At 73.6% G+C, this 18,306-nt stretch carries 8 protein-coding genes; all 8 read right to left on the bottom strand.

The features are described from left to right. Window positions 1-2 precede the first annotated feature (2 nt). Window positions 3-10,844 carry a type I polyketide synthase gene (locus OHA11_RS45825; RefSeq protein WP_266508323.1) on the bottom strand — a complete coding sequence of 3,614 codons (10,842 nt, stop codon included), beginning with the start codon at window positions 10,842-10,844 and terminating at the stop codon, window positions 3-5. Window positions 10,845-10,913: 69 nt separating this feature from the next. Beyond that, window positions 10,914-12,203 carry a methylaspartate mutase gene (locus tag OHA11_RS45820; RefSeq protein ID WP_266508322.1) on the bottom strand — a complete coding sequence of 430 codons (1,290 nt, stop codon included), beginning with the start codon at window positions 12,201-12,203 and terminating at the stop codon, window positions 10,914-10,916. Then, a complete protein-coding gene (locus tag OHA11_RS45815; RefSeq protein ID WP_266508320.1) occupies window positions 12,200-12,640 on the bottom strand; it encodes a cobalamin B12-binding domain-containing protein in 441 nt (146 codons plus the stop codon). Before OHA11_RS45815 ends, OHA11_RS45820 begins: the two co-directional genes overlap by 4 nt. Beyond that, window positions 12,640-13,878, bottom strand: a complete 1,239-nt coding sequence (locus OHA11_RS45810; protein ID WP_266508319.1) for a type III PLP-dependent enzyme — start codon at window positions 13,876-13,878, stop codon at window positions 12,640-12,642. Before OHA11_RS45810 ends, OHA11_RS45815 begins: the two co-directional genes overlap by 1 nt. Further along, on the bottom strand, window positions 13,875-15,401 hold the full coding sequence (locus OHA11_RS45805) for an AMP-binding protein (RefSeq protein WP_266508318.1): 1,527 nt from the start codon (window positions 15,399-15,401) through the stop codon (window positions 13,875-13,877). The genes OHA11_RS45810 and OHA11_RS45805 overlap by 4 nt, the downstream gene beginning before the upstream one ends. Further along, the gene (locus OHA11_RS45800; RefSeq protein ID WP_266508653.1) at window positions 15,398-16,975 is read right to left on the bottom strand and encodes an amino acid adenylation domain-containing protein; all 1,578 of its coding nucleotides are present in this window, start codon (window positions 16,973-16,975) and stop codon (window positions 15,398-15,400) included. Before OHA11_RS45800 ends, OHA11_RS45805 begins: the two co-directional genes overlap by 4 nt. Window positions 16,976-17,001: 26 nt before the next feature. Then, complete coding sequence (locus OHA11_RS45795; protein WP_266508317.1) at window positions 17,002-17,253, bottom strand: phosphopantetheine-binding protein; 252 nt, start codon at window positions 17,251-17,253, stop codon at window positions 17,002-17,004. A 78-nt stretch (window positions 17,254-17,331) separates the two neighbouring features. Beyond that, a complete protein-coding gene (locus OHA11_RS45790) occupies window positions 17,332-18,288 on the bottom strand; it encodes an ACP S-malonyltransferase (RefSeq protein WP_266508316.1) in 957 nt (318 codons plus the stop codon). Between the last annotated feature and the right edge of the window lie 18 nt (window positions 18,289-18,306).

The following is an 18,306-nucleotide window of genomic DNA, read 5'->3' as shown; positions in this document are numbered from 1 at the left end:
GGTCACGGGGCGGTGCTGTTGTCGAGCGCCGCACGGACGAGGTCGGCGACGTCCATGGACTTGATGTCCTGGCTGCGGTCGGCCTCGCGTGGGACCGCCGGGTCGGCGGGCTCGGACAGCTTCAGCAGGCTGTCGAGCAGCCCGGCGTCCCGGATGCGGGTGACGGGGATGGCGGCGAGCAGTTCGCGCACCTGGTCGTCGTCGGCCTCCGAGGTGGCGGCGGCGGTCGCGGTGGCATCGGGCCCGACCCTGTCGAGCAGGTGGCCGGCCAGGGCCGCCGGGGTGGCGTAGTCGAAGATGAGGGTCGAGGGCAGCCGCAGCCCGACGGCCGCGCCCAGCCGGTTGCGCAGTTCGACGGCGGCGAGTGAGTCGAAGCCCAACTCGGTGAAGGCGCGCCGGGGTTCGATGGCGGAGGCTCCGGCGTGGCCGAGGACGGCGGCGACCTCGGTGCGGACCAGGTCGAGCACGGTGTGCTCGTGATCGGCGGCGGGCAGGTCGGCGAGGCGTTCGGCCAGGGTGCGGGTCGCCTCGGTGTGCGTGGCGCGGGCGGTGACTCCGGCGAGGGCGCGCAGCACGGCGGGCACGTCGTCGCCCCGGCGGCGCAGCGCGGCGATGTCCAGGCGGACCGGGACCAGGGCGGGCAGGCCGGTGGCCACGGCATCGTCGAAGAGTGCCAGGCCCTCGTCGGGGTCGAGCGCGCCGATGCCGGAACGTTCGATGCGCTGCAGGTCCGTCTCGTCGAGCTGCCCGCCCATGCCGCCCGCGCCGGACCACAGGCCCCAGGCGAGGGAGGTGGCGGGCAGTCCCTGTGCGGCGCGGTGCTCGGCGAGGGCGTCGAGGAAGACGTTGGCCGCGGCGTAGTTGCCCTGGCCCGAGGCGTCGAGGGTGCCGGCGGCCGAGGAGAACAGCACGAACTGGCGCAGGTCCCGGTCCCGGGTCAGCTCGTGCAGATGCCAGGCGGCGTCGGCCTTGGGCCGCAGCACGGTCTCGATGCGTTCCGGGGTGAGCGTGCCGACCGTGCCGTCGGCGAGGACGCCCGCGGTGTGCACGACGCTGTCGACGGGGTGGGCGTCGAGCAGGGCGGCGAGCGCGTCCCGGTCGCCGACGTCGCAGGCGACGAGCTCGGCATGGGCGCCGAGGCCGGCCAGTTCCTCGCGCAGCCGCTCGGCGCCGGCGGCCTGGGGACCGCTGCGGCTGGCCAGCACCAGCCGGGTGACGCCGTGCCGGGTGGTGAGGTGCCGTGCGACGAGCGCGCCGAGCCCGCCGGTGCCGCCGGTGACGAGGACGGTGCCCCAGTCGGGGTCCGCCGTCGCCAACGGCTGTTCGGCGAGGGCGAGTCGGGGCACGCACGCCCGGCCGTCGCGCCAGATCACCTCGGGTTCCCCGGTGTCGAGGGCGGCGGCGAGCGCGGCGCGGGCGGGGAGGTCCTCCCCCAGCCCGAGGAGCACGATACGGCCGGGGTCCTCGGCCTGCGCGGCGCGGACCAGGCCCCGTACGGGGGCGTCGGCGAGGGTGTCGCCGGTGAGCACGAGGAGCACCGAGTCGGCGTAGCGCTCGTCGGCCAGCCACCGCTGGACGGGCTCCAGGGCGGCGTGCAGCGCACCGCGCACGGCGGTCGGCATGTCGTCCGCGTCGGACCGCGGCGCCCGCACCGGCAGGACGACCACGTCGGGCACGGTGTCGCCGAGTGCGGCCAGGTCCGCGTGGACGGGGACGCCGAGACCGAGGTCGTCGGCGCCGAGGGCCGCCCAGGTGCGGCGGTCGGTCCGGTCTGCGGCTTCGGGCAGCGGCACGGGCTCGACGGCGTACAGCGACCGCTGCTGCCGGGCGAGCCGGTCGGCGGTGACGGTACGGGTGACGAACGAGGCGACGGTGGCGACGGGTTGCCCCTCGCCGTCCGCCACCTCGATGCGGGTGCCCTCGGCGCCCGGGATGACACGTACGCGGGCGGTGAGCGAGCCCTGGGCGTGGAGGGTGACGCCGGTCCAGGCGAACGGCAGGGCCAGGCCCGCCTCGCCGTGGCCGTCCCGCTCACCGTCATCGCTGCCGCTGCCGGTGTCCGTGTCGGTCTCGCTGTCGAGCAGGGAGGTGACGTGCAGGGCCGAGTCCAGGAGTGCCGGGTGCAGGCCGTAGCGGGTGGCGTCCTGCCGGGCTTCGGCGGGCAGTTCGAGCTCGGCGAACACGGTGTCGCCGCGGCGCCAGGCCGTCCGTACGCCGCGGAAGACGGGGCCGTAGTCGTAGCCCTCGGTGTGCATGCGCGGGTAGAGGCCGGTGACGTCGACCGGGGTCGCGCCGGGCGGCGGCCAGGCGGCCGGCGGGCGCGGCGGCTCGTCGGTCACGGCGGTGAGGGTACCGGTGGCGTTGCGGGTCCAGCCTTCGTCGGCGGGGGCGTTCTCGGGCCGCGAGTGGATCTCGACTCCGCCGTCGGGGCGGGCGGACACCTGGATGCGTACGGCGGTGTCCTCGGGCAGGACCAGCGGTGCCTGGAGGGTCAGCTCGTCCAGGACGGGCAGCCCGACGAGGCCTCCGGCGTGCACGGCGAGGTCGACCAGGGCGGTGCCGGGCAGCAACACGGTGCCGAGCACGGCGTGTTGGGCCAGGACCGGGTGGGTGGCGGTGGAGATCCGGCCGGTCAGCAGGACGCCGTCGGAGCCGGCCATCTCGATGCGCGCGCTGACCAACGGGTGGTCGACCGACGTGAGTCCGTGGCCGGCGGCATCGCCCTTGGCGACGGCCGTGTCGAGCCAGAACCGGCGGTGCTGGAAGGCGTAGGTGGGCAGTTCGGTACGGCGTCCCGCGTAACCGTCGTACAGGACCGCCCAGTCGACGTCCGCGCCCCGGGTGTGGACGGCGGCCACGGCGGCGAGCAGCCCGGGTACCTGCGCGGTGTCCTTGCGGGCGGTGGGCACGAAGGCGACATCCGCGCCATCGGTGTCCTGGGAGTCGTCGTCGGCGACGCAGTCCGGGCCCATGGCGCTGAGCACGGCGGCCGGGCCGAGTTCCAGGAAGGTGTCGACGCCCTGGGCGGCCAAGGCGGTGACGGCGTCGGCGAAGCGCACCGTCTCCCGCACGTGTCGCACCCAGTAGTCGGCGGAGCCGAGTTCACCGGGCGCGGCGGGCGCGCCGGTGAGGGTGGACACGATGGGCACACTCGGTTCCCCGGTGGCGAGGTCGGACATGACCTGCCGGAACTCCTCCAGCATGGGTTCCATGCGGGGCGAGTGGAAGGCGTGCGAGACGCGCAGCCGCCGGGTCGTGGTGAATCCGGCGGCGAGCCCGGTGACGGCGTCCTCGTCACCGGAGACGACGACGGCACGGGGGCCGTTGACGGCGGCGATGCCCATCCGCTCGTCCAGGAGCGGCGTGACCTCCTCCTCGGTGGCCTGGACAGCGATCATCGCGCCGCCCTCGGGCAGCGCCTGCATGAGCCGGCCGCGGGCGGCGACGGCGCTCACCGCGTCCTGGAGGGACCACACGCCCGCGACGTGCGCGGCGGCGAACTCGCCGATCGAGTGTCCGGCCAGCCAGTCGGGTCGCACCCCGAGCGACTCCAGCAGCCGGTAGAGGGCGACCTGGGTGGTGAACAGGGCGGCCTGGGTGTACGCGGTCTGCTCCAGCGCCTCGGAGTCGTCGCCGAAGACGACCTCGGCCAGCGGCCGTTCCAGGTGCTTGTCGAACAGGGCGGCGGCCCGGTCGAAGTGCTCGGCGTACACGGGGTACGTGTCGTACCAGTCGCGGCCCATGCCGGGGCGCTGCGCGCCCTGCCCGGAGAACAGGAAGGCGAGCCCGCCCTCGGTGACGGAGCCGGTGACCAGCAGGCCGGGTGCCTCGGCGCCGCGGGCCAGGGCGTCCAGGCCGGCGGCGGCCTGGCCGTCGTCCGCGGCGACGACGACGGCGCGGTGCGGGTGGGTGCTGCGGGTGGTGGCGAGCGCCAGGCCGAGGTCGGCGGGTGCGGCGGCGGTCGTCTCCCGCAGTCGCTCGGCCTGGCCGCGCAGCGCCTCGGGCGCGCGGGCGGAGAGCGGCAGGACGACCACCGGCGGGGCGGTGACCGGGTCGGGCTCGACGGCCTCCGGCTGGGGGAACTCCTCGATGATGACGTGGGCGTTGGTGCCGCTGATGCCGAACGAGGAGACGCCCGCGCGGCGCGGCCGGTCCGATGCCTCCCATGGGCGGGTCTCGGTGAGCAGTTCCACCGCGCCCGCCGACCAGTCGACCTGGTCGGAGGGCGCGTCGACGTGCAGGGTGCGCGGCAGTGTGCCGTTGCGCATCGCCATCACCATCTTGATGATGCCCGCGACACCGGCGGCGGCCTGGGTGTGGCCGATGTTGGACTTGATGGAGCCCAGCCACAGCGGCCGGCCGTCGGGCCGCTCCTGGCCGTAGGTGGCCAGCAGGGCCTGCGCCTCGATGGGGTCGCCGAGGGTGGTGCCGGTGCCGTGCGCCTCGACGGCGTCGACGTCGGCGGTCGTGAGCCCGGCGCCGGCCAGCGCGGCCCGGATGACCCGTTGCTGCGAGGGGCCGTTGGGCGCGGTGAGCCCGTTGGACGCGCCGTCGGAGTTGACGGCGGAGCCGCGGACCACGGCGAGTACCTGGTGGCCGTTGCGGCGGGCGTCGGAGAGCCGCTCGACAACGAGCATGCCGACGCCCTCGCCCCAGCCGGTGCCGTCGGCCGCGGCGGCGAACGACTTGCAGCGGCCGTCCGCGGCCAGCCCGCGCTGGCGGGCGAAGTCCACAAAGGTGTCGGGGGTGGACATCACGGTGACACCGCCGACCAGGGCGAGTTCGCATTCGCCCTGCCGCAGGGCCTGCGCGGCCAGGTGGAGGGTGACCAGTGAGGAGGAGCAGGCGGTGTCGACGGTGACGGCCGGGCCCTCCAGGCCCAGGGCGTAGGCGACGCGTCCGGAGACGACGCTGCCGAGACTGCCGTTGCCGAGGTAGGCGGCGACATCCTCGGGAACGTCGGTCAGCCAGGTGCCGTAGTCGTGGTACATGACGCCGGCGAAGACGCCGGTGCGGGAGCCGCGGACGGTCGCCGGGTCGATGGCGGCGCGCTCCAGCGCCTCCCAGGACACCTCCAGCAGCAGCCGCTGCTGCGGGTCCATGGCGACCGCCTCACGCGGGCTGATGCCGAAGAAGTCCGCGTCGAACTCGGCCGCGTCGTACAGGAAGGCGCCTTCGCGGGTGTACGTGCGGCCGGGCGTGCCCGGCTCCGGGTCGTAGAGCGCCTCGGTGTCCCAGCCGCGGTCGGCGGGGAAGTCCGCGACGCCGTCGACGCCGTCGGCGACCAGGTGCCACAGGTCCTCGGGCGAACCGACGCCGCCGGGGTAGCGGCAGCTCATGCCGACGATGACGATCGGGTCGTCATCGTCGGCGCGGCGTGTGGCGACGAGGGCGGCGGCCTGGGGCTCCGCGCCGAAGAGGACGTCGCGGATGTGGTCGGCGAGTGCCTGGGAGGTGGGGTAGTCGAAGACGAGAGTGGCGGGCAGTTGCTTCCCCGTGACGGTGTTCAGCCGGTTGCGCAGTTCCACGGCGGCCAGCGAGTCGAAGCCGATCTCGGTGAACGCGCGGGCCGGGTCGATGGCGGAGGGGCCGTCGTGCCGCAGCACGGCCGCGACCTCGGTGCGCACCAACTCCAGCAGCGCGCGGCCGCGTTCGGCGACGGGCAGTGCGGCGAGCGCTCCGCCCTCGGCGCCGCCGTCGGTGGCCGTGGCGGCGGCTGTCCGCCGGGTGACCGGCCGGACGACCGTGCTGAGCAGCGGGGGTATGCCGTCGGGGCGGCGGCGTACGGCGGCGGCGTCGACCTCGACGGGGACGACGCGGGGTGCGCCGGAGCGTACGACCGCGTCGAAGAGTTCCAGCGAGCGTTCGGCGGTGAGTCCGGGCAGGCCGTATCCGGCGATGCGTTCCAGCGTGGCGTCGTCGAGCGCGGCGCCCATGCCGGTGTCGGTGGCCCACAGGCCCCAGGCGAGGGCGGTGGCGGGCAGGCCGAGGGTCGCGCGGTGCTCGGCGAGGGCGTCGAGGTAGGCGTTGGCGGCGGCGTAGTTGCCCTGGCCGGCGCCGTCGAGGACGGCGGCGAGCGAGGAGAACAGGACGAAGTGGCGCAGGTCGTGGTCGCGGGTCAGCTCGTGCAGGTGCCAGGCGCCCTCGGCCTTGGCGTGGAAGACCTCGTCGACCATCTCGTCGGTAAGGCTGTCGAGGACGCCGTCGCGGACGGTGCCGGCGGCGTGCACGACGGAGTCGACGGGGTGCTCGGCCAGCAGTTGCCGGAGTGCTTCGCGGTCGCCGACGTCGCAGGCGGCGACGGTCACCTCGGCGCCGAGGGCGGTGAGCTCCTCCGCCAGGGCGGGGGCGGAGCCGCGGCGCCCGACGAGCACCAGGTCGCGTACGTCGTGTTCGCGCACCAGATGCCGGGCCAGGAGTGCGCCCAGGCCGCCGGTGCCGCCGGTGATCAGGACGGTGCCCCAGTCGGCCGCGGTGGCGGTGGCGGCGGGCAGGGAGGTCAGCCGGGGCACGCTGAACTGGCCGCCGAACAGGGCGAGTTCGGGTTCGCCGGTGGCGAGGGCGGCGCGCAGTTCGGCGTCGGTGGGCAGGGCGTCGTGTGCCACGAGCACGTAGCGGCCGGGGTTCTCCGCCTGCGCGGAGCGCACCAGGCCGCGTACGGCGGCGTGGTCGGGGCTGCCGGGCGAGGTGACGACCACGAGCCGGGTGTCCGCGAACCGTTCGCCGCGCTGCCAGGTCCGCAGCAGCCGCAGCACGTCCGAGGTGGCGTCGCGGGCCTCGCGGGCGTCGGCGGCGGAGTCACCGGGCCCTTCGGGCACGCGGTGGACGGCGATGTCCGGGGCCGGTCCGGTGGGCAGCGTGCCGGTCTCGTCGTCCAGGACGGCGATGTGCAGGGGTGGGGTGGTCGCCGGCCGAGGACACGGCGACCACCCCACCGTGTAGAGGACGTCGGTGTCCGGAACTGGCAGGGACGTCAGTCCCGCGACGTCGGCCACCGGCGCTCCGGTGGCGTCGGCGAGGTGCAGTGCGATGGTGTTGCCGCCGGTGCGGGAGATCTTCACGCGCACGGCGGTGGCGCCGGTGGCGTGCAGGGTGACATCGGTCCAGGCGAACGGCAGCAGCACCTCGTCGCTCGGTTCGGCGTCGAGGTCGGCGGCGTGCAGGGCCGCGTCCAGCAGCGCGGGGTGCAGGCCGAACCCGGGGGCGTCGCTGGCGGCCGGTTCGGGCAGGGTCACCTCGGCGTAGACGTCGGTGCCGTGCTTCCAGGCGGCGCGCAGGCCCTGGAAGGCGGGTCCGTAGCCGTAGCCCTGGTCGGCCAGGTCGGTGTAGACGCCGGTGACGTCGAGGGGTTCGGCGCCGAGGGGCGGCCAGGTGATCAGGTCCGCGGCGGTGGGCACGGCGGTGGCGGTGAGCACGCCGGTGGCGTGGCGGGTCCAGGGCGCGGTGTCGTCGCCGTCGGGCCGGGAGTGCACGGTGACGGCGCGGCTGCCGGAGTCGTCGGGTTCGGCGACGGCGACCTGGATCGCTACGCCACCGTCGGCGTTCAGCACCAGGGGCGCGCCGAGGGTCAGCTCTCGCAGGGTGCCGGCGCCCACCTGGTCCCCGGCGCACAGGGCGAGTTCGACGAAGGCGGTGCCGGGGAACAGCACGCGGCCGGAGATGACGTGATCGGCCAGCCAGGGATGGGTACGGGTGGACAGCCGCCCGGTGAGGACGACGCCCTCGGCGCCGACGGCGACGACCGCGGCCAGCAACGGGTGTCCTGCCGGGAGTTGGCCGAGCCCGCCGGCGTCGGTGGCCGAGCCCTGCTCCAGCCAGAACCGGCGGCGCTGGAAGGGGTAGGGCGGCAGGTCCGTACGTTTGGCGCCGTGGCCGCGGAAGTGGCGTTCCCAGTCGACCGGGACGCCGCGGGTGTGCGCGGCGGCCAGTGCGGAGAGCGCCTCGTGGGTTTCGGGACGGTCGCGGCGCAGCACCGGCAGGAAGGCGGTGCCGGGGGTGTCGACGCAGTCCGGGCCCATGGCGGACAGCACCGCGTCGGGGCCGATCTCCAGGAAGGTGCGTACGCCCGCGTCGGCCAGCCAGCGCACGGCGTCGTGGAAGCGGACCTGCGCGCGGACGTGCTCCACCCAGTACTCGGGGTCGCACAGTTCGGAGGTGACCAGGTCGCCGGTGACGGTGGACACCACGGGCAGCGCGGGCTCGGCGTAGTCGAGCACGTGGGCGATGCGGCGGAACTCGGCCAGCATCGGTTCCATCAGCGGCGAGTGGAAGGCATGGCTGACCCGTAGGCGCTTGGTGTCGTGGCCGCGCGCGGCGAGTTCGCCGGCGATGCGCTCCACGTCGGCCTCGTCGCCGGAGACGACCACGGAGGCGGGGCCGTTGACGGCGGCGACGCCGGTGCGTTCGGTGAGCAGGGGCGTCACGTCGGCCTCGGCGGCCCGGACGGCGACCATGGCGCCGCCGGTGGGGAGTTGCTGCATGAGACGGCCGCGGGCGGCGACCAGGATCGCCGCGTCCTCCAGGGTGAGCACCCCGGCGACGTGCGCGGCGGCGATCTCGCCGATGGAGTGGCCGGCGAGGTAGTCGGGGGTCAGGCCCCAGCTCTCCAGGAGGCGGTAGAGCGCCACTTCGAGGGCGAACAGGGCGGGCTGGGCGTACTCGGTGCGGTGCAGCAGCTCGGCCTGGGGCGAGTCGGGCTCGGCGAACAGCACGTCACGCAGCGGGAGTTCGAGCTGGAGGTCCAGGTAGCCGCAGGCGGCGTCCAGGGCGTCGGCGAACACCGGGTGGGTCTCGGCCAGTTCCCGGCCCATGGCCGTGCGCTGGCTGCCCTGGCCGGTGAAGAGGAAGCCGAGGGCCCCGCCCGTGGCGGCGGACACGGGTGCGGTGCCGGAGGCCAGGGCGGTGAGGGCGTCGCGCAGTTCGGCGCGGTCGCCGCTGACCAGGACGGCGCGGTCACCGAGGGCGGCGCGGGTGGTGGCCAGGGAGTAGGCGAGGTCGATGTCACCGGGGCCCGTCTCGTCCACCAGGGGCAGCAGGTCGGCGGCGCGGGCCCGCAGGGCGGCCTCGCCACGGGCGGACAGCACGAACGGCAGGAGGCCCGGTGCTCGGTCCGCTCCGGTGGCGCCGGGGGCGGCACCCGTGCCGGTCCCGGTCTCCCCCGTCTCCGGCCCCGCCCCCGCCCCCGCCCCCGACTCGTCGTCGGGCGCGGGCAGTTCGAGGATCACGTGCGCGTTGGTGCCGCTGACGCCGAACGAGGACACACCGGCGCGGCGCGGGAGGCCCGTCTCCGGCCACGGCCGGGTCTCGGTGACCAGCTCGACGGCGCCGGAGGTCCAGTCGACGTGCGGGCTGGGCTCCTCCACGTGCAGGGTCCTGGGCACCTGTCCGTGCCGCATGGCGAGGACCATCTTGATCATGCCGGCGACGCCCGCGGCGGCCTGGGTGTGGCCCAGGTTGGACTTGACCGAGCCGAGCAGCAACGGCGCGTCCGGCTCGCGTCCCTGTCCGTACGTGGCGAGCAGCGCGGTGGCCTCGATGGGGTCGCCGAGCCGGGTGCCCGTGCCGTGCCCGTCGACCACGTCGACCTCGGCGGCGGTCAGTCCGGATTCGGCCAACGCCCGGTGGATCAGGCGCTGTTGGGAGGATCCGCTGGGCGCGGTGAGTCCGTTGCTGGCGCCGTCCTGGTTGACGGCGGAGCCGCGGACGACGGCGAGCACCCGGTGCCCGTTGCGCCGGGCGTCGGAGAGCCGTTCCAGGACCAGGACGCCGACGCCCTCGGCGAAGCCGGTGCCGTCGGCGTCCGCGGAGAACGCCTTGCAGCGGCCGTCGGGCGCCAGACCGCGCTGGCGGCTGAAGGCCGTGAACACGCCGGGGCCGCCCATCACGGCGACTCCGCCGGCCAGGGCCAGCGAGGACTCGCCCTGACGCAGGGAGCGGCAGGCCAGATGGACGGCGACCAGGGAGGCGGAGCAGGCGGTGTCGACGGTGACGGCCGGGCCCTCGGCGCCCAGTACGTAGGCGACGCGGCCGGAGATGACGCTGGAGGCGTTGCCGGTCAGCAGGTAGGCGTCGAGCCCGTCGGGCGCCTCGTGCAGCCGCGGGCCGTACTCCTGGATCTCGGCGCCGAAGAACATGCCGGCCGCGGTGCCGCGCAGTGCGGTGGGGTCGATCCCGGCGTCCTCCAGTGCCTGCCAGGACGTCTCAAGCACGAGCCGCTGCTGCGGGTCCATGCCCAGTGCCTCGCGCGGGCTGATGCCGAAGAACTCGGCGTCGAACTCGGTGGCGGTGTCGAGGAATCCGCCGGAGCGGACATAGGCGCTGCCCGCCACCTCCGGGTCCTCGTCGTAGAGCGCGGCGAGGTCCCAGCCGCGGTCCTCGGGGAATCCCGACAGCACCTCGCCGCCGTCGGTCAGCAACTGCCACAGGTCGGCGGGTGTGGACACGCCGCCCGGGAACCGGCAGCCGATGCCGACGACGGCGACCGGCTCGTCGACCGGGCCCTGGGGCAGCGGCAGGGGGGTGTCGTCCCGTGTGCCCAGGGCCTCGGCCAGCAGCCGGCCGGCCATCGCGTCGGCCGTCGGGCAGTCATAGGCGACGGTGACGGGCAGGTCCAGGCCCGTCCGCTCGGTCAGCCGCCGGTGCAGGTCCACCGCGGCCAGCGAGTCCAGCCCCAGTTCGGCGAACGGGAGTGTCGGATCCAGCGTGCCGGCGGTGTCCGGGCGGGCCGCCTCGATCGCCTCGGTCACGGCCGTGTGCACCAGGTCGGTGACTAGCCTGCGGTGCTGTGACGAGGCGGCCGTGGCCAGCCGTCGTGCCAGCGCTGAGTCGGAACCGGACCCGTTCATCCACGCATCTCCACTTTCGACCGACGCCTTTTTTCCCACCGTAGTGACGGCCCGGAAAGGGCCACACCCTTACGAACCCCTAGGGGTCCGTCCCTTTCCCGCCACCGCTCCGGAGGTTGTCTCCAGGTCGAACGAGCGCCGAATGTACGACAGTGACGCGAGCAGATCGCCGGAGGTGATGGCGTGCGATTGGCGGGCGTCGGCGATACCGGCCAGCGGCATCCTTCCGGTGTCCGCCCAGCGCAGCCGGCCGTCCGCGTCGATATAGCTCCTGCTGAGTCCGGCGTTGTCCGGATGCAGGCAGTACGGAACGTCGAGGTATCCCAGGGCGAATGCCCCGAGCAGTGCCTGACCGAGATCGTCGCTCAGCTCCAGCACGGCGTTGACCAGTGCGGATGCCTCGGCGTACGTCTGGGAGGCGGTGCCGGGAAGCGGGGCGCGCTCGGTACGCTGGGCGACCGCCGCCGCGTATTCCAGTGCGTCGACGTTCTCCCGCACGGTCGGAATGCGCCGGGATTCCGCGACGGTTTTCACGATGAGCCGCTCCGAGCCGCTGGCGACGGCGAGTTCGGCGGCTTGTCCGAGCAACCGGTACGCCCCTCCCGGGGTTTCCGGATACAGCCCCATGTAGGCGTAGACGACGACATGCCATTCCGCGTCCGGCAGCAGTTCACCGCACAGACTGCGCAATGCGGCCACGGCTTCGGCATCCTGACGTGCATTGGTCTGCTGTGCGTAACTCGCCGAAATACTGCGGATGCCGTGCCGGTAGAAGAACAGCGCCTCCAGTGCGCTGACCGCCACGAGCAGGCTCGGCGGGCACAGCTGGCCCAGTACGCAGCCGCCGAACGTCTCCAGGTGCGGTTCGGCGCCGGTGTCGCGCAGCGAGGCCAGCAGTTCGCAGGATGCGGACCAGTTGGCCATGGACTCGCGCAGCGGGACCCGTCCGTAGGGCAGGCAGTACGAGACGGGACCGCCTTCGGAGGCGTCCAGGCCGACCGCCAGCAGGGCCCGGAAGATGTCCAGCGGAACCGCCGAGCCGTGCCGGACCTGCACCGGGAAGTGCGGTCCGCGGATTCCGTCCAGGACGTGGAGAGTGGTGGCCCTGTCGTGGCTGACGATGGGGTAGCCGTTGAGCGACACGTCCTCCATCAGGGCCAGTTCGGCCGATTCCAGATCCCCGACCCGGGTGTAGCTGTCCAGGGTGAGGGTGCCCACGGTCGTGGCCGCGGCGTTCCGGGTGGCGAGCAGGCCGGCCCGCATACGGGCCGGCTCGCTCATACCCATGCGGGGCTGGACCACCAGGTGCCCCGCGTTGTGAGCCCGGCGGACGAAGCCGCCGAACCCGTCGCCGGTCACACCAGGGCCCGCTGCGGCAGTCCGTCGAGCATCCGCAGGAAGGCCTCGACGCCCTCGGCGCTGTCGTCGAACACCGCGCCGTACCCGGCGGTGCGCAGGGTGGCCAGTTCCTCGGTGCTGCGGGCCCCGGCGATGCCGAGCTTGCCGCCGATGACCGTGGGGACGTCGGCGAGTTCGGGCTGCTCGCGCAGCCGGGTGATGGTGCGCATGCCGTCCTGGTAGCCGTGGCCGTTGACGCTGCTGACCACGATGAGGGCCGGCCGGTGGGCCAGGGCCTCGGCGATCAGCAGGTCCTCGGGCACGCAGGGGCCGAGGTTGACCACGCGGTGGCCGTGCTCCTCCAGCAGCAGTTGGAGGAAGACCAGGTTCCAGGTGTGGGAGTCGGATATGCCGCCGGCGACGATCACGGGCGCGTCATGGGGGGTGGGGAGGGTCATCACAGGGCCTGTCCGTGCTCGTAGGTGCGGATGTGCTGGATACGGGAGACGGACACCAGTTCTTCGCCGCGGACCACGAGTTCCGCGGGGGCGGGCCTCCCGAGGAACATCAGCAGGCTGGCCGTGGGTCCGTAGGAACCGGCGTTCGGAATGGTGAGGACGTCGCCGGGCGCGATGTCGGGCAGTGCGACGTCCCGGCCGAGCACGTCGCCCGGTGTGCACAGCGGGCCGACGAGGCTGGCGGGCACGCCGGCTTCGCCGCGTGCCTCGTCCGGCTCGACGGAGACGGGCATGATGCGGCCGAGGCCGGACATGCCGCCGAAGGTGTTGATGCCGCCGTCCAGGATGAGGAAGCGCCGGCCGCGGCTCTCCTTGACGTTGACGACGCCGATGAGCAGCGTGCCGCTGCCGCTGACCAGGTAGCGGCCCGACTCGCAGGCGATGCGCGGGGCGCCCTCGCGCCAGCCGGGGAAGTGCTCGTCGAGCGCGGCGGCCAGGTTGTCGCGCAGGTCGGTGTAGACCGGCCGCTCGCCGCGCACCGCGTAGGGCGCGGCGAACCCGCCGCCGATGTCGACGAGGCGGAACGGTACGCCCAGTTGCTTCTGGAGGGCTGCCGCGGTGGCGATGGTGTGCCGGAACTCGGCGATCAGGCTCGCCTCGTCCTTGGCGTTGCTGAGCGGGAAGAAGTGCAGGCCCGCGATGGCGGTTCCGGGCACGTCGCGCAGTTCGGGGGCGAGCGCGGGCAGTGTCTCGCTGTCGAAGCCGAACTGCGAGGGCACGCCGGTCATCCGGATGCTGGTGACGGCGGCGCCGGTGGCGTTGTTGACGCGCAGCAGGCAGTCGGCGGTGACGCCGAGCCGTACGGCTGTCTCGCCGATGCGGCGCAGGTCGCCGAGCGACTCCACGGAGAACAGCCGGACGCCCTGGGTGAGCGCCTCGGTCAGCTCCTCCTCGGTCTTGCCGGGCCCGGTGTAGAGCACGTCGGCGCCGTCGAAGCCGGCCTGCAGCACGGCGGTGAGTTCGCCGGTGGAGCTGATCTCCGCCCGGCACACCCGGCCGTCCCCGGCGCGCATCTCGCGCAGGATCTCCGGGTGCGGGTTGGCCTTGGCGGCGTAGAACAGCTCGACCTCGTCGGGCAGGGCGGCGAAGAGGTCGTCCCGTGCCTTGGCCACGCGGTCGAGGTCGTAGACGTACGACGGGGTACCGAAGCGCTTGGCAAGCTCGGTATGGCCGGTCACAGCGGGGTTCCTTCCAGTATGCGGGCGAGCCGCTTGCGGTCGTGCTTGCCGTGCAGGGTCAGCGGCAGCTCGTCGACGACGCGGGAGACCCCCGGCACCTTGGCGGGTTCCAGTCGCAGCGAGAGTTCCCGCAGGAGCACGTGCGGGTCGATGTCGCCCTCGGCGAACACGGCGAGGTCGTGGTCGGGGGTGGGCGGGAGGACCGCGGCGGCGCGGACCCCGGGGATGTCGGTCGCGGCGGCCTCGATCTCGGTGGTGCTCATGCGCACGCCCTTGTGTTTGAACATGTCGTCGCGGCGGCCCTCGTAGTACAGGAACCCGTCCTCGTCGACGTGTCCGTAGTCGCCGGTGTGGAGCCGCAGGCCGCCGGCGGGGGCGGGGCGGAAGGCGCGTGCGGTCTGCTCGGGCGCCTTCCAGTAGCCGGGCATCACGTGCGGGCCCTCGGCGACGAGCTCGCCGGTCACCCCTGGCGGCAGTTCGACGCCCTCGTCGTCGACGGCGAAGGCGAGGGTGCCGGGCAGCGGGCGGCCGACCGAGTCGGGCTTGGCGTCCTGGTGGTGCGGCGGCAGGATGGAGATGCGCTTGCACTCCGTCTGCCCGAACTGGATGACCACCTCGGAGCCGGGGAACGCGGTGCGCAGCCCGTCGGCGGTGGTCTTCGGCAGCGCGGCACCGGTGTTGGTGAACATCCGCACCCGGGACTCGCGGCGCGGTTCGCGCTCGGCGAGGGCACAGATCATGGTGGCCAGGGACGGCACGATGGGCACGATGGTGGCGCCGGTCTCGCGGATGCGGCGCAGCAGGACCAGGTCGGAGTCGCCGTCGGCGAGGACCAGTTCGCTGCGGCCGATGGCGGTCAGCAGCACCTTGTACAGGCCGTAGTCCCAGGAGATGGGGAAGCGGCAGAACACCACGTCGTCGGGGCGGTAGCCGAGTTCCAGGTTGATGGCCTCGGAGGCGAAGACCATCCGGCCGTGCGGGCAGATGACCGCCTTGGGGGCCGCGGTGGAGCCGGAGGTGTACACGAGCACGGCCACGTCGTCGGGGGTGACGTGCGCGCCGCCGGAGCGGGCCTCCTTCTCGCGCAGGGCGGCGACGTCCCGCCACACCTCGCCGAGCGCCAGGACGGGGACGCCGCCGCTGAGGGCGGCGATCCGCTGCACGGCGTCGTCGGCCGAGATGACCAGCACGGGCTCGGCGTTGGCGGTCACCGCGCGCAGGTGGAAGTCCTTCATGCCGGTGTTGACGGGTACGAGGATCGCGCCGCGCCGGGAGGTTCCGTAGACCAGCGCGACCAGTTCGCGGATGCTGGGCACCTGGACGAGGACCCGGTCGCCGTGGCCGACGCCGCGGGACTCCATCCAGGCGTCGACGGCGTGGCTGTACGCGGTGAGTTCGCGGTAGGTCCACCGCCCGTCGCGGTCGCTGACCGCGGCCGCGTCCGGGGTTTGGGCGGTGGCCTCGTCCAGCAGGTCGTGTACGAGTGCGTCCGTGCGGGCTTGTGTTGTCGGTTGGCGGTTCACTGCGCCCCGTTCTGCCTTTCGTCCGTGCTCCCGCGCTCGGCGGGAGCAGCCGCTGCTGGTGCCATGGCCGCCACGGCCAGGGCGGTGAGCTGCCTGCGATCCGTCTTGCGGTTGGAGTTCAGGGGGAATGCGTCGAGGTGGTGGTAGGCCCGGGGCACGACCGCGGCGGGCAGCACCTGCCGCAGGTGGCGGGCGAGTTGGACGGGCGGCACCTGCTCACCGGTGTGGAACACGGCCAGTTCGGTCGTCCCGTCCACCGGCACCGCGACGGTGACCGCGTCCTGGACGCCTTCGCAGGTGCGCGCGGCGGCGTCCACCTCGGCGAGTTCCAGGCGTACTCCGTGCACCTGTACCTGGGCGTCCTTGCGGCCCAGGTACTGCCAGGTCCCGTCGCCGTCGCGGTGGACCCGGTCCCCGGTGCGGTAGAAGCGGTGTCCGTCGTGTTCGAGGAACCTGCCGGTGTCGTCGGCCGGGTCGAGGTAGCCGGGGGTGAGCTGGGGCCCGGCGATGCACAGTTCGCCCTGGTCGGCCGTGGTCGGGGCGCCGGAGTCGTCCAGCAGCAGCACTTCGTGCCCCTCGTGCACGGTGCCGATGGGCACCATGTCGTTGAGGTGGCGTACCGGCGTCCACCGGTGGCCCGTGATGGTGATGGTCAGTTCCGTGGGCCCGTACAGGTTCTCCAGCAGCGAGCCGGGCGCGGCGGCGGCCCAGTCCTCGGCGTCCTGGCAGCTCAGTGCCTCACCGGCGAAGAAGCTCCAGCGCAGCGACGGCAGGGCGCCGGCTGTCAGCGCGCCCATGCGGCGCAGCAGGGTGATCGCGCTGGGGGTGGAGAACCACACGGTCATGCCCTGCTCGGCCATGAACTCCGGCATCCGCCGGTAGGCCTCGGCGGGGGGCGGTACGAGGGTGGCGCCGGCGCCCCAGGCGCAGAACAGGTCGAACATCGCGCAGTCGAAGTTGAGGTCGAAGGTCTGCGAGAAGACGTCGTCCGGGCCGAAGTCGTAGCGCTCGTCGAGGAGTTGGAAGTAGTGCGCGGTGTTGGCGTGGGTGACCGGCACGCCCTTGGGCCGGCCGGTCGAGCCGGAGGTGAACAGGACGTACGCGGTGTCCGTCGGGCGGCCCGGCATGGGTGCCTTCAGCGCGCTGTCCGGGTCCACGGCCAGGGCGGGCATCGGCTGCCCGCCGGGCGCGAACAGTGTCGGCAGGCTCGTGCCGGTCTCCCGCAGAGCGGTCAGGGCGGGCATCGTGTCGTCGGCGGCGAGCAGCGCACCGACCCCGGCGGCGTCGATCATCTGCCGGGTGCGGGCCGCCGGGAACGCAGACTGCAGCGGGACGACGGTGACGCCGCTGTACAGACCGGCCAGGAGCGTGACGTAGGCGGTGGGGCCCCTCCCGGCCAGCACGCCGACGGCGCGCGGCTCGTCCGGCATCCCGGCCAGCAGGGAGCCGGCCAGCAGCAGGGCACGCTCGTGCAGTTCGCGGTAGGTCGGGCTCCCGCCGCCGGCCCGCAGTGCGGGCCGGTCCGGGGAGGCGGCCAGGCCACGCAGGAAGCGTCCGGACAGCGTGCCGTCCATGGTGGGATCCACGGTGTCAGCTCCCGCTAGCTCGCGGCGCGCTGGAGCATGCTCTCCACGGTCGCCCACAGGGCGCCGGCGCTCCGGAAGGTGTCCATGCTCAGCGCGCCGTCGAGGAACCGCACCTGGTACGTCTCCTCCAGGGTGCCCAGGAGCTGCACGGTCCCCAGCGAGTCAAGGCCGAGGTCACGCAGTTCGGAGTCGGGCAGCAGCGGCTCCTGCGGGGGCAGGAAGGGGAGGAAGGGGCGCACGGTCGGTTCGAACTGGTCGTCCCACATGGTGTCTCCATCGGTCGGGATCGGATCGGTCGGATCGGAGTGGTCGCGTCGGATCGGATCTGTCTGGTCGAGGGGTGCTCAGGCGGCGCGTGAGGGGCGCCGGGGCGTCATCGCCAGGCGCGGGTGCGCGGCGATGACCTCGAAGTTGCGGGTCGTGCAGGGGACCCGGCCGAACAGGCTGTCCGGTCCGGCGACGCACACCCGCCGCACACCGGCGGCCTTCAGAGCCGTGGTGACGCTCGGCCAGTTCAGGGGCCGGACGAAGCTGTCGAGCAGCATGGTGCGCAGTTCCTCGCCGGTGCGCAGCAGTGCGCCGTCCTGGTCGGCGACGACCGTCTGCTCGGGGTCGGCGAAGGTGTAGGCGGACAGCACCTCCCGCTCGGCCTTGTCGCGGAGCGGGCCGAACGCCGAGGCGTGCATGGGCGGGCGCATGGTGTAGAGCGGCATGCCACCGATGGCACGCAGTCGCTTCTCCATCCACTCCACCCGGCGTTCGGCGAGGGAGATCATGTAGAAGCCCTCGTCGACGTAGCAGGAGATCTCGTGCCACTCCCCCGCGTCGTCGAGTTCGGCGCGGATCTCGTCGAGCCGGTCCTGCGGCGTCCTGACGAAGGAGAGGGTCACGATGTCGCGGTGCTCCTGGGCGAAGTACTCGTCAAGGCAGCGGGCGATCTGGGCGGTCAGGCGGACCGCGTCGGCCATCGGCAGGGCGCCGGAGTAGGCGACGGCCGCCTTCTCCCCGAAGCTCGGGCCGGTGATGAGGTCGGGTTCGACGCCGAGGTGGTCCCGGGCCCAGTACGCGCTGGCGAGGCAGTTCACGAAGAAGGCGACCTGCGCCGCCTCGGAGTAGTCGCCCTCGGCCTGCCGGAAGGCGTCGACCAGCGAGTACCCGAGGGTCTCGTCGGCGATGTCGACCAGTTCCCTGGCGTACCGGTTGGCGACCATGAACCTGCCGACGTCGGCGAAGGACGCCGGTCCCATGCCGGGAAAGACAAGAGCGGTGTCGCAGGCCGCGGTGGGTTCGTCGTGCGCCATGGTGGGTTCCCTGTTTCC

Source organism: Streptomyces sp. NBC_00878, assembly GCF_026341515.1.
Taxonomy (GTDB): Bacteria; Actinomycetota; Actinomycetes; order Streptomycetales; family Streptomycetaceae; genus Streptomyces.
Note: the sequence above shows the minus strand (reverse complement) of the source record. Positions and strands in the feature narration are given on the sequence as shown.

Coding starts and splice junctions, on each gene's coding strand:
- OHA11_RS45800 (WP_266508653.1), bottom strand. CDS start 16,975: ATGGACGGCACGCTGTCCGGACGCTTCCTGCGTGGCCTGGCCGCCTCC.
- OHA11_RS45795 (WP_266508317.1), bottom strand. CDS start 17,253: ATGTGGGACGACCAGTTCGAACCGACCGTGCGCCCCTTCCTCCCCTTC.
- OHA11_RS45825 (WP_266508323.1), bottom strand. CDS start 10,844: ATGAACGGGTCCGGTTCCGACTCAGCGCTGGCACGACGGCTGGCCACG.
- OHA11_RS45815 (WP_266508320.1), bottom strand. CDS start 12,640: ATGACCCTCCCCACCCCCCATGACGCGCCCGTGATCGTCGCCGGCGGC.
- OHA11_RS45790 (WP_266508316.1), bottom strand. CDS start 18,288: ATGGCGCACGACGAACCCACCGCGGCCTGCGACACCGCTCTTGTCTTT.